The 12375-nt window shown below is 37.6% G+C and carries 15 protein-coding genes; 3 read left to right on the forward strand and 12 right to left on the reverse strand.

Annotation, left to right across the window (positions count from 1 at the left end; translation table 11 throughout):
• Window positions 1-76 precede the first annotated feature (76 nt).
• The 3 genes from V179_RS0111615 to V179_RS0111625 all read right to left on the reverse strand — a co-directional run bounded on the left by V179_RS0111615 (window position 77) and on the right by V179_RS0111625 (window position 2011).
• On the reverse strand, window positions 77-565 hold the full coding sequence (locus V179_RS0111615; RefSeq protein WP_028391598.1) for a DUF3907 family protein: 489 nt from the start codon (window positions 563-565) through the stop codon (window positions 77-79).
• Window positions 566-675: 110 nt separating this feature from the next.
• Window positions 676-1257: an SMC-Scp complex subunit ScpB gene (gene scpB / locus V179_RS0111620; RefSeq protein WP_028391599.1), complete on the reverse strand. Its 582-nt coding sequence runs from the start codon at window positions 1255-1257 to the stop codon at window positions 676-678.
• Window positions 1244-2011 carry a segregation/condensation protein A gene (locus V179_RS0111625; protein ID WP_028391600.1) on the reverse strand — a complete coding sequence of 256 codons (768 nt, stop codon included), beginning with the start codon at window positions 2009-2011 and terminating at the stop codon, window positions 1244-1246. Before V179_RS0111625 ends, scpB begins: the two co-directional genes overlap by 14 nt.
• Before the next feature lie 254 nt (window positions 2012-2265).
• Here V179_RS0111625 and V179_RS30035 point away from each other — a divergent pair, with 254 nt between their 5' ends.
• Together V179_RS30035 and V179_RS0111635 are read left to right on the forward strand one after the other, a co-directional pair.
• The gene (locus V179_RS30035; protein WP_084552323.1) at window positions 2266-2358 is read left to right on the forward strand and encodes a YjcZ family sporulation protein; all 93 of its coding nucleotides are present in this window, start codon (window positions 2266-2268) and stop codon (window positions 2356-2358) included.
• 430 nt (window positions 2359-2788) lie between these two features.
• Window positions 2789-3316 (forward strand): DUF309 domain-containing protein, encoded by a 528-nt coding sequence (locus tag V179_RS0111635; RefSeq protein ID WP_028391601.1) that lies wholly within the window; start codon window positions 2789-2791, stop codon window positions 3314-3316.
• Window positions 3317-3799: 483 nt separating this feature from the next.
• Here the strand turns inward: V179_RS0111635 and V179_RS0111645 are convergent, their stop codons facing one another.
• Window positions 3800-4159 (reverse strand): GNAT family N-acetyltransferase, encoded by a 360-nt coding sequence (locus V179_RS0111645; protein WP_028391602.1) that lies wholly within the window; start codon window positions 4157-4159, stop codon window positions 3800-3802.
• A 535-nt stretch (window positions 4160-4694) separates the two neighbouring features.
• Between V179_RS0111645 and V179_RS0111650 the strand changes: the two genes are divergently transcribed.
• The gene (locus tag V179_RS0111650; protein ID WP_028391603.1) at window positions 4695-5564 is read left to right on the forward strand and encodes a DUF1002 domain-containing protein; all 870 of its coding nucleotides are present in this window, start codon (window positions 4695-4697) and stop codon (window positions 5562-5564) included.
• Window positions 5565-5739: 175 nt separating this feature from the next.
• Here V179_RS0111650 and lysA read toward each other — a convergent pair whose 3' ends face one another.
• The 8 genes from lysA to spoIIAA all read right to left on the reverse strand — a co-directional run bounded on the left by lysA (window position 5740) and on the right by spoIIAA (window position 12352).
• Window positions 5740-7062 carry a diaminopimelate decarboxylase gene (gene lysA / locus V179_RS0111655; RefSeq protein WP_028391604.1) on the reverse strand — a complete coding sequence of 441 codons (1323 nt, stop codon included), beginning with the start codon at window positions 7060-7062 and terminating at the stop codon, window positions 5740-5742.
• Between the two features lie 438 nt (window positions 7063-7500).
• Window positions 7501-8979, reverse strand: coding sequence for a spore germination protein (locus V179_RS0111660; protein ID WP_028391605.1), 1479 nt, complete (start codon window positions 8977-8979; stop codon window positions 7501-7503).
• Window positions 8939-9541 (reverse strand): stage V sporulation protein AE, encoded by a 603-nt coding sequence (locus V179_RS0111665; RefSeq protein ID WP_028391606.1) that lies wholly within the window; start codon window positions 9539-9541, stop codon window positions 8939-8941. Before V179_RS0111665 ends, V179_RS0111660 begins: the two co-directional genes overlap by 41 nt.
• A 69-nt stretch (window positions 9542-9610) precedes the next feature.
• Window positions 9611-10033 carry a stage V sporulation protein AB gene (locus V179_RS0111670; RefSeq protein ID WP_028391607.1) on the reverse strand — a complete coding sequence of 141 codons (423 nt, stop codon included), beginning with the start codon at window positions 10031-10033 and terminating at the stop codon, window positions 9611-9613.
• A complete protein-coding gene (locus tag V179_RS0111675; RefSeq protein WP_028391608.1) occupies window positions 10023-10640 on the reverse strand; it encodes a stage V sporulation protein AA in 618 nt (205 codons plus the stop codon). The genes V179_RS0111670 and V179_RS0111675 overlap by 11 nt, the downstream gene beginning before the upstream one ends.
• Before the next feature lie 147 nt (window positions 10641-10787).
• Window positions 10788-11546 (reverse strand): RNA polymerase sporulation sigma factor SigF, encoded by a 759-nt coding sequence (gene sigF / locus V179_RS0111680; RefSeq protein ID WP_028391609.1) that lies wholly within the window; start codon window positions 11544-11546, stop codon window positions 10788-10790.
• A 13-nt stretch (window positions 11547-11559) separates the two neighbouring features.
• On the reverse strand, window positions 11560-12000 hold the full coding sequence (gene spoIIAB / locus V179_RS0111685; RefSeq protein WP_028391610.1) for an anti-sigma F factor: 441 nt from the start codon (window positions 11998-12000) through the stop codon (window positions 11560-11562).
• Between the two features lies 1 nt (window position 12001).
• Entirely contained in the window at window positions 12002-12352 is a 351-nt protein-coding gene (gene spoIIAA, locus V179_RS0111690; protein WP_028391611.1) for an anti-sigma F factor antagonist, read from the reverse strand.
• Between the last annotated feature and the right edge of the window lie 23 nt (window positions 12353-12375).

The following is a 12375-nucleotide window of genomic DNA, read 5'->3' on the forward strand; positions in this document are numbered from 1 at the left end:
TGATATGAGGATATTTTGGGTAATCAAAAAGCTGGTTTACGAAAGGATCTTTTCGCAAACCAGCTTTTGGTTACATTTAATTAGACTGCATCATTTTCGTACGATAATCATTTTCATAATAATCTAGTTCTTCACGCATTCTTTGAAAATTGCCTTCTAGACTTTTCAATAAGCGGTCTACACTATCAGGGGCATCCTTTTGGAATCTAATCGCATGTGCACCGGTATAAGCAGATCGGCTATCTTCATACCAAACATCTGATCTGGGAGTAAAAAATTCTTCTATACACCCATGAAATATTCGATATAAAGTTTTCTCAGCTATCTCTTTATTAAAATTGTTTTTCTGCAAAATGATCTGACACTCTTCCAAACAATATTCACTGTTTACCAACAAACGGCGAATGGTTGATAAAAGACCTTTATAATACGTTTCATCGCCTTGTTTTTCTTGCGTCAACTCATGCATTGTCGTTTCATTTAGAAATACCTCAAGCGTACTTACCGTATTCTCTAAAAAGTTTTGTACATCAACTAACTGAGACTGAACCGTTGAACTTTCCACAGCGAACCCCCCTAATGAATTTTATCCGCCAATCCGTTTTCGATTCTAAAAACGTATTATGGGCTGGATAGATTTATTATTAGTATATTATCACAATTACGATAATATTGTCAGTCAAGTGTTTCCTGGAATTTTTCAAAAAACAGATCCGCTTCACCCTGTTCAAAGTTTTCCTCGGATGAGCCTTCGAGCGCGGGTAATTCCTCAAGTGTTTTCAATCCAAAATAATCGAGAAACTCTTTCGTTGTGCCGTATAAATAAGCTCTTCCCGCTCCATCCGCTCTACCTACTTCTTTAATTAACGCTTTAGAAATAAGCGTCTGCAAAGGCCTTTCTGTTTTCACGCCTCTGACTTCATCAATCTCAGACCTCGTTATTGGCTGTTTGTATGCAACGATGGCCAGTGTCTCTAGAGAAGCTTGAGACAATCCGCCCGATGCAGGTGATTCTACAAGCTTTTTAATATAATCCGAATGTTCCTTTTTAGTCGCTAATTGATAAACGCCCGCCATTTCAACTAGTTGCAAACCTCTATCACTTTCTTCATAGTATTCATTAAGATCTTGAAGAACTTCTTTTGTCTGAAGTTCAGCCATTTCTAGTACTGAAGTTAATTGCTTTAGAGATAATCCTTCATCTCCAGCTGCAAACAACAATGCTTCAACGATACCTTTCCAATTAATCACTTCCAACTGCTCTTACACCTTCCTTAGTTGCAACAAATATTTCTGCGAAGTTATGCTCTTGTTCGAGAAAGATTTCATTTAGCTTCACTAACTCTAATATTGCTAAAAAAGTAACGACAATATGCTCTTTCTCAGGCTCTGGGAATAATTCAAAAAAGCTTTTTCTTCCCCGAATTGCTTGTAAGTCAGCCATGATTTGATTCATCCGTTTTTCGATAGATATTTCCTGTTTCGTTACTTTTGTAAACATCGGCTTCTGGAGCTTTTTCCTGCGAAGCAATTTTTGTAGAGCGCCGAGCATATCATATAAGCTTACATTGAGATCTTGATGATCCATTTCTGCTTCTTTTACAAATTCCCCCAAGTCACTTGGCGGCTTCATGAACATTAAACTTCTATCCTCTTCAAGCATCTTTAATTCATTGGCTGCTAGTTTATATTTCTTATATTCAATCAGTTTCTCTACGAGCTCATCACGAGGATCTTCTTCATATTCCATGCCTTCTTCATCGTATAAACGTTCCTCTTCATGTTTTGGTACTAACATCTTGCTTTTAATGGCAAGTAGCGAGGCAGCCATTACTAAATATTCACTGGCCACATCTAATTCTAGATGCTTCATTGTATGAATATAACTAAGATACTGTTCTGTTATCTCAGCCATTGGAATGTCATAAATATCTATTTCGAGCCGATTGATTAAATGAAGCAATAAATCCATCGGCCCTTCAAAAGCATCAATTTTAATATTATAAGCCATTTCAAAACCCCATTACATCGTTTTCGGTTACAAATCCTAAGGCAAGCCGAACTTCATTCGTTATTTCTACCTTTTTCTAAAATACGCCACACTATAGTATAGTGGATTTTTCAGCTGTTATCCAATAGTACATAAAATAAAGAAGCCATTTTTTCTAGGAACATTTTTCTAAATTAGGTTTCTGCCCAAACACTTTTCTTCAAAAGTGCATACTCTGACACTGTAAAGAAATTAGAATTAAAGGAGGTACTAACTTGGGCGATGGAGGATTTGGTTTCGGCGGAGGTTTCGCTTTGATTGTCGTATTATTCATTTTGTTAATTATTGTAGGTGCATCTTGGTTTTAATTTTTAGCTCATAAGCCTTGTTAAAAAGGCGACTAGGAGGCTCTAATTTAGCCACTAAACAAAATAATTGAACAACTCGAATTGGTTTTCCTCGTTTATATAATTAAACTTATACAAAGAGGGATTTGACGAAAGAGTCAAATCCTCTTTTTAATTGGCTGTTTTCACATACTTTGTTGCTTTTAAATTATATGTACACTACTCTCCTGGGATAAGTACCTCCCACTACAATCCATATCTCCTCGAATTTGTTACTTGCTGATAACAACAATCTTTACGAAAAGGGCCTTTTAATTAATATGTTTTATGACATAAAGAGCACTCCTATAAACTATTCCTTGTACTTTTCCCCTACTAAAGCTTTATGCACTTCTAAATCCAGCTTATGCTACAATGACGGTAACAATTGAATAAACAAGGAGTGAACAAATTGGGCTACCCAAAAGAGTATGTGTCATATTTAGTTCATTTTCATGCTAGCAGAGATTATTTCGAATGCCATGAAATTTTAGAAGAATATTGGAAAGAGGTCTCACCTCGTGAAAGAGACTCCTATTGGGTCGGATTTATCCAACTAGCTGTAGCTCTTTATCATTACCGTCGGGGAAATCTTATTGGTGCTAGAAAGTCCATTCGAAAAGCAGGTAATATTCTTCAACTGAAGCCCGCGCAGATCAGCCAGCTTGGAATAGATTACAATGATTTAATGAAACTCATCGATGATCTTACTGAAAGAATGATTTTAGAAAAACCTTATCAAAGTGTGAATTTGCCAATTTTCGACGAAAAATTATCGGAAGACTGCCTTACTAGTTGCCGTGAAGCCGGCTATCAGTGGATGAAGGAAAGCAATCTTAATGATTCTCTTTTGATTAACAGACATGCACTACGTGATCGTTCAGAGGTCATTACAGAACGTAATAAACAGCTGCAAATGCGAAAAACGAAAAGTGACTGATTTTTTTAATCTTCAATGATCACATTACAATAAAGTGAAACTTCAATTAGTAGGTTTTTTTCCATTCCCCACTGATTTGTCCCTTTCTACTGTCGAAGGATCTAAATGAATCACAAAGTGCACCGCGTCCTTTAGTCTTACCTCTATGTCACCCACATCCTGTGATAGTCCGACAAGCATAAGCTGTAATACTCTATGGCGTAATTTGCCACAGAGTATTACAGCTTATGACCTTAAGTAGGGTTAGAAACAAAAAGGCAAATAAGACCCCCACCTCTTATCCTTGAGGTGGGGGTCTTACTGCCCGTTAATGCGGGAAAAAGAGGCGCCTAAGGTCAGATCCTGCAACAGCTAAATACAGTTAAAGATACTTGTAAGAAACTCTTCATACTGATTTAGAATACGAAGTCAGACATTTATGAGACGCCCACTGTTTATAAATTATTTATATATTTACATGGTAAATCTTTTACGTTCTTCTTATTATTCAACTTCTTTGATAAAATCGCATTTTTCAAAGAAAGAAACGGTATTTTCATTTGGTCTAATTTCTTTATTAGGAAAAAGCTCTTGAACTTCTTTTATCATAGTCTTTCCAATGCCTTGCTGGCGAAAAGAAGGGTTAACAGAAATATGCCTAATGATAATTACATCAGAAAGTGAAAGGTCGATTCCAATCACACCGAGGATTTCCTCGTCCTTCCAAAGATACAATTGCATATTATCATTGATTTCGTACTCTTTCATCGTGGTTTGCAATTTTTTAATATCCTTTTCCTCTGGCATAAACGACAATAGACCCATAGCAAATTTCTCGTATGCTTTTTTATATTTGATTAACATAATATCCCTCGTTACTAAAAGAACGTTGTATTTTAATAATTGAACCGATATTTATCATACATAAAAACTTCTTTTGTTTCAACATCCGCCATAATTCCTTTTACTAAAAATAGATTGACCCATCGAGGACCATTTAGCTTTATACGATCCATATCCAGTAAACAATGCCCCAAATAAGCCCTAGTGCAATCAAAATGAAGATTAGAGTTAGATTATTATTTCTCATTTACGAACTCCCACAACCCGCAATCATTAGTACAAAAAGTATTATTTTATGCATAGCACAACCGTTCTTTATTTGTTTATGCCTTCATTTTACTACACTCTTTACTTTCTGACAATATTATTTCAATTTATTACCATAAAATCAGATGCTTTACCACTTTTATTTTGAAACTTTTCTACAATCTGCTTATACTATAAAGTGAAACTTCAAGCATCCCTTGAACATTCTATAGCTAATGAGTGATAGTTCCTCTCATACTATGAATATTTTTCTCAAAACGTTCGTCTATTAATTGAAGGAGGAAATACTATGAAAAGAATAATAAAATGGGGTTTATTAGCCCTAATACTCTGTATGTTCGTACCAATTCGTGCATTTGCCGATGCTGCGGTGGGCGACATGATTATTACACTTGGTGAAAATCTCACAGCAGAACAAAAACAAATGTTACTTGCAGAAATGGGTGCACCAGCTGACGCTGAAATTCTAACAGTTACTAATAAGGAAGAACACGATTATTTAGGAAATTATATTGCAAGCCGATTAATCGGAACGAAAGCAATCTCTTCTTCTTCCATTACATTGGAAAAAGCAGGCACAGGATTGAAAGTAGATTCAAAAAATATTAACTGGGTTACAGAAGAGATGTATGCCAATGCACTTGCTACTGCTGGTGTCAAAGATGCTACCGTACATGTAACAGCTCCGATTCCCGTTTCAGGGACGGCTGCTTTAACTGGTGTAATTAAAGCCTATGAACTTTCATCAGATAAAGCGATACCTGAAGAAGTAAAACAAGCAGCAAATGAGGAGATGGTGAAAACCGCTCAACTCGGTGATCAGGTCGGTACAGAGGAAGCCGCTGCCCTTATTACAAAGATAAAAGAAAAAATGGCAATAGATCCTCCGAAAACAGAAGCAGACGTTCGAACAATCATTGAGTCTGCGGCAAAAGAACTGGGAATTACCTTAAACGAGCAACAAATCCAAAGCCTCATCGACTTGTTTAATAAGTTGAAAGATTTAAATATTGACTGGAATGCTGTTGGTAACCAATTGACAGAAGCTAAAGAAAAATTGTCTACCTTTCTCCAATCAGAAGAAGGCCAATCTTTTCTCGATAAACTTAAAAGCTTTTTTAGCAGTTTAATTGATGCGATAAAATCCTTCTTCTCTTAATAGTGAAAAAACGAGGCTGTCCTAAAACCATAGGGTCAAATCCTCACCCTCTATATACAAATTAAGCATTACGCTTAAACTGTATATAGAGGGTGAGGTTAGCCCCTTTTAGACAGCCTCGTTTTTTATCCCACACTTAATGGGCAGCAAGACCCCCACTGATGGAAGTTTCACTTTATTTCGTTTTGACGATTTCTTTTAATTCTAAATCCAAACGGACTAAATCTTCATATGTTTCTCTTTTAATCACTTGTTTCGCCTCACCATTTTCCACAAAGACTACTGCTGGACGTGGAATCCGGTTATAGTTATTAGCCATCGAATACCCGTACGCTCCTGTACAAAATACCGCTAGAAGATCACCGCGGCCAGACTTTGGCAAAGGCAAATCCCAAATAAGCATATCGCCGCTTTCGCAGCACTTGCCGGCAATTGAAACAGTCTCTTCTACTTCATCTAATGGTCGATTCGCTAGTACAGCCTCATACTTTGCTTCGTACAGTGCTGGACGAATATTATCACTCATTCCACCGTCAACCGCAACGTATTTACGAACTTGTGGCACTTCTTTTTCAGAGCCCACTTTATATAAAGTAATCCCCGCATCCCCTACAAGGGAACGCCCTGGTTCAATCCAAATTTCAGGCATTGGAATGTCTGTTCCTTGAAGTTCATTTTGAACTTCACGAACAATTTCCTCTACATATTGTGAAGCAGGAATGGGAGTATCTTCTTCAGTGTAGCGGATCCCAAAACCTCCTCCTAAATTTAGCACTGGAGGTTGATAGCCGAATTCTTCATTCCATTTCTTTAATTGTCCGATTATCTTTTTCGCAGCTAAGACAAAACCTGTCGTTTGAAAAATCTGTGAACCGATATGGCAATGAAGTCCTTGTACATTCATCCACTTACAATTTAAAGCTTGCTTTAACGCTTGCTCTGCTTGGCCATTTAGCAAATCGAAACCAAATTTCGAATCTTCTTGCCCTGTCAGGATATAGTCATGTGTATGAGCTTCAATTCCAGGCGTTACTCTAAGTAAGATATTTACCTTCTGTTCTTTAAACACACACAGCTCTTCTAATAATTCTAATTCGGAAAAATTATCTACGACGATACATCCAATGTTATGCTCTAGTGCCATCATTAGTTCTTCTTCGCTCTTGTTATTGCCATGAAAATGAATTCGTTCTACAGGAAATTCAGCCTTTAACGCTGTATAAAGTTCTCCACCAGAAACAACATCAAGAGAAAGTCCTTCTTCTTTCACTAATTGAATCATGGCAATTGAAGAAAACGCTTTGCTAGCATATGCTACTTGTGCAGAGATTCCCAGATTTTCGAATGTTTGTTTGAATCCTCTCGCTCTTTCTCTAATTAATTCGATATCATATACGTATAGAGGTGTTCCGTATTCAGCTGCAAGTTGTACAGTATCTACTCCGCCTATTTCAAGATGTCTTGCATCATTTACTTTTCCTGTTCCATAAAAGTGCATATACGCCTCTCCCTTTCCTGTCTTTGAAGCCAATTCCCGCAGTTCTTGTAAGAGAATTTCCCCACCAAAAGGGTCTGAGATCTCCACTAATCTTGTACAAATTGTATTAACGATATAAGTGATGTGGGGTCTGACCCTTTTAGGAGAAACTCTTTGTGGAATCTTTTTCTTTCAAATAGCTATTCAAAGCTTTAGCTATTGATTTTTAGAATAAAGTTAAATTACCACAACTTTTCGACAACAGCAACACTTATGTGAAACTATTTAATGAAGCTGCACTACTCATTTTAGCTTTTTAACATAGATAAAGGTGTAATACCGCAGTATCACATATAAGAACTAACAGTTGGTTAGACAACCAATCAAAGTGAGCAATCTTAGTTTTTTCATTTATCTCACAATACAGTCAGCAAGACCCCAACTGACTGCTGTTTCACTTTATTTTGGTTGACGATATCGATCTTGAGGATGTACAATACTCGGACGAATTCTAGAACCTGGATAAGGTCTTCTTAACAAAATATGCGATAGTGCTTTTGGCCGAAACGGGATAAGAGGCCATAAGTATGGCGTATTCAAGGTTTTTATACTAGCTAGCAAAATGATGTACAATGTTAAGCCTATGATTAAGCCGGGTAGCTTAAATATTGCAACAATAAGTAAAATAATTAACCGTGAGACTTTATTCGCAACTCCTAATTCCAAACTAGGTGTCACGAATGTTCCTACTGTAGCAATTGATGCGTAGAGAATGACTTCTGGTACGAAAAATCCAACATCGATAGCAATCTGGCCAATTAAAACGGCTGCAATTAGTCCCATTGCTGTTGAGAGTGGGGTTGGCGTATGTATGGCCGCCATCCTCAAAAATTCAATTCCAATGTCCGCTATAAAGATTTGCAAGACTATTGGAATATTTGTTGATTCGTTAGGCCCTACGAATGCTAGTTGTTCCGGCAATAACGATGGTTCCACACAAAATAAGAACCAAACCGGCAATAGTAAAATAGAAGCAATAACTCCTAAAAATCTAACCCACCTTTCAAGAGTACCAATAGCCGGTGCCTGACGATACTCCTCCGCATGCTGCATATGATGAAAAATCGTTGATGGAGTAATGATGACACTTGGAGAAGTATCTACAAAAATGATGACATGCCCTTCCATCAAATGAGTGGATGCGACATCTGCCCGTTCCGTATACCGGATGAGCGGATAAGGAATATATCCTTGTTTGACGAGAAATTCCTCTACCGTTTTATCCGCCATTGTCAATCCGTCCACTTTTATATTAGATAATTCTTTCCGTATAATATCTATTAAGTCAGGATCAGCGAGCCCTTTTATATATCCGATCGCAATATCCGTTTTTGATCGTTCTCCAACCCTCATAATTTCGAATCGAAGTCGTTCATCACGGATTCTCCTTCTGGTCAGTGCTGTATTGATAATAATATTTTCCACATAGCCATCTCTTGAACCGCGAACCACTTTCTCTGTATCCGGTTCTATTGGTGTTCTTCCTGGATAACTTCTAACATCGACAACAAGTCCAATTGGCGTCCCATCCACTACTATAACAATCAAACCGGAAAGTACTTGATCGACTAATTCATCAAGAGTCTTAATTTCTTCGACTGATGGGTGAACTATACTATTATAGACTTTTTCAAATACCTTTTGTGTATGTCTTTCAGTATCATTTTGATCGACGAGCTGGTCCAAAATTTCGATTATAAATTCCGAGTCGGTCAATCCATTCACATAATAGATATGGACCTGTTTTTTCAAAATAATTAGTTTTCTAACACCTAAGTCAAAACTTTCTCCTAGGCCAACCTTCTCCTTCATAAAGGCTTCTATTTCTTCCACTCTTTCAGGAATCGGTCGCATCTTGTGCTCTTTTTTGTTCGTCACTATAGCCGCTCCTTTCTAAAATAAGTTCAATGGCAAGCTTGGTAATGGGAGCTCCTTTTACATAATCATCTTTTTTTGACATTTTTCCAATATCGCCAATTCCTACGACAATTGGTGCATGTAACTGATCAATACAATAAACGGTATCTCCAGTAATTTTTCCTGGTTCAAATTCTTCCGCCCCATACTTATCGACACCATTTCCTGTTAAGTTACCGTCACGATCAATACTGACGTCCACTTTCGTCCACTCTGCATGTCGCGTTCTTGAAGCAACAGCAATAATGCCTAATACTTCAATATCCGCATGATTGGCTACATACCGCATAGCAGTTTCTCCTGCACCTTCTCCTACAATCCCGCTATCATCAAACATTACTAATACGGGGTCATAGGGGGCCTTTTTAATTAACCTAACAATGGTCTTGCCTGAAAGAGTGGTTGGGTTGCCCCAAGACATAGAAATACAGCGTCCTCCAATCTCCTTAGCTACAATCTCAACCACCCTTCTTGCGTATTCGTCACCATCAGTTATGAGGACTACTTTTCGTTTATTGTCCATTCAAGGGATCCTTTCTATATAAAGTGAACTCCCATCTGTCGGTTATTAGAAATTTTCACATGTTAATCTTCACAAGTTTACAAAATAGATCCATTGAAACAATGATCCAATTACCTTTCCGAAAACAACTGCCATGATTAAATAAACCATTTTATCTTGGATTCCAATCCGTTTGGATAGGATAGGAAACACATTTAGCACTTCCGTTAATGCAGCCGCTAGCATTCCGTTGAATACACCGTTTGCCACTCCAATAATCGGCAATACGTATTGATTCCAATGCAAAATAGTTCCTTGTAGGCTAAGCCAAGTTCCAGCAAGTACACCAAATACTACAGCCCATTCGTAATAGCGAATCATTTTCATCGTTTTTGTCAGCTGAGTTAGCCTTGGGATCAGTCCAAGAACAGTTAAGAATGCAACGAATCCAGCACCGACAGAAAGTCCGCCTGCAAAACCAAGAACGGCAACCAAAATCAAATTACCTGTCATCGATTTGACGGATGCTTTCCTTATTTTCATTCATAATCACGTATTGGTCTAAATCTTGCTGGTAATTGAACATTTCCACTTCAAGTGGACTCGGTTCTTCGTTGAATCGTTTTTTAAAAAAGTGATTAAAAAACAGGACCATCCCTAGTCCCAAGCCAATACTATAAGGAATTTGAATTAACAACGGGCTTTTGTCTTCCCTGCCTGTAATAAGCTTAAATAGTTTTTGATGGACTTCTTGCATACTCACGTCGACATGATAGTTCATAATCGTGATTCCTGTTCCTAAAAACAGAAGTATCCATACTCCGATGAAAAATAAAAACGAGAATTTTCTTTTTTCATAGACTACTTCAACGATTGTTTGAGCAGGACCAAACGTCTGTACTTCAAGCTCACTATCCATTTTTCCCATTTCCTGGATAACCTGAACTAGATCAATAATGATGATATTTTTGTCCTCTTTTTTTACTTTCAAAAGCGTAATGTCCTCAAGCTTACTTACTAAATCTTTGGGACCAATTACTTTTACTACATCTTTAACCTTCACTTCCTGATTTAATTTGACTTGTACGCGGTTTCGCATTCGTACATAAATTAGTTCCATTTCACTCACCCCGCACGTTATTTTCCTTATATTTGTAGTATGGATTGGAAATCAAAGGAGCATACGAAAGAATCGTGATGACTAAAAATTACCATCTAACTTAACTATTATATTTTTTCTTTTTTTACACGCAAAAGACCATATGAATTATTGATTCATATGGTCTTTCATTTGTTGAAGAATTTTCTTTTCTAAACGGGATACTTGCACTTGCGATATACCTAAACGAACAGCCACCTCTGACTGAGTTTGATCTTTATAATAGCGCAAATAGACTATTAATCGCTCTCGTTCGTCCAGTCCATGAATCGCTTCTTTTAAAGCGATCTTATCAAACCATTTGGTTTCATTGGTATCTGCAATTTGGTCAAGCAGGGTGATTGGATCTCCATCATTTTCATATACGGTTTCATGGATTGATGAAGGACTACGGCTTGCTTCCTGTGCAAGGACGATTTCCTCAGGGGTTAATTCCAAATGCTCGGCAAGTTCCGTTAATGTTGGGACTCGCCCATATATTTTCGATAGTTCTTCTTTGGCACGACGGATTTTATGAGCCATTTCCTTCAACGATCGACTTACTTTTACGGTCCCATCATCACGAATGAAACGTTGGATTTCACCAATAATCATCGGAACCGCATACGTGGAAAATTTCACTTCAAACGATAGATCGAACTTATCAACAGATTTTAGAAGACCAATACAGCCGATTTGATATAAATCATCTGGCTCATAGCCTCGATTCAAAAATCGCTGCACAACCGACCAAACTAATCTTAGATTACTATTTACAATCTTGTCCCTAGCTTCTTGGTCCCCGCTCTGGCTGCGTCGGATTAAACTCCGTAACTCATCATCTTTTAAATGGACCTGGTTCTTCTTGTTTTTAACCTCCACATCCATAGGCGTGTCTCCCTTAATTGCACAAAGCTTTAGTTTTAGTTAAGTGCTTTTTTAGTCGAATGATGGTTCCTTCGCCTTTATGGGAAATGACATGCATTTCATCCATGAAATTTTCCATAATCGTAAAACCCATTCCCGATCTTTCGAGTTCTGGCTTTGTCGTATAAAGTGGCTGAAGTGCTTCGTCTAAGTCTTCAATTCCAAGGCCTTCATCACGAATTTCCAATTCAATCATATCGTCTTCTAGGACAACAGAAATATAAACAACACCGGTTGGGTCATTCTCATATCCATGAATGATGGAGTTCGTTACCCCTTCAGATACGACGGTCTTAATCTCTGTTAATTCATCCAGAGTCGGATCTAATTGCGCGATAAATGATGCGACAGACACCCTCGCAAACGATTCATTTTGGCTGAGTGCCGAGAATGCCAATTCCATTTTATTTTTCATATTAGGCAACCCCCAATCTTTGTAAAGCATATTCTTCAGAAATATCAAGCTTGATAATTTTAAACAATCCTGACATATCAAACAAGCGCTTTATAGATGGGGAGATTGCACATACGACCATTTCACCGTCGTTCTTCTTTATTTGGTTATATCGGCCAAGAATGACGCCCAGCCCTGAGCTGTCCATAAATGTTAGCTCTTTTAGATTAAGCACGATATGTTTAATCTCCTGTTTCTCCAACACTGATTCAGCCTGCTGCTTTAGCTCAACAGCTGTATGATGATCCAATTCTCCTCTTAGGCGGATACATAAGACTTGATTTTTCGTTTCAATTTCAATTATCAGACTCAAACTTCATGCCTCCTTATCTGTCG

Source organism: Bacillus cihuensis, assembly GCF_000504145.1.
GTDB lineage: Bacteria > Bacillota > Bacilli > Bacillales > DSM-1321 > Peribacillus > Peribacillus huizhouensis.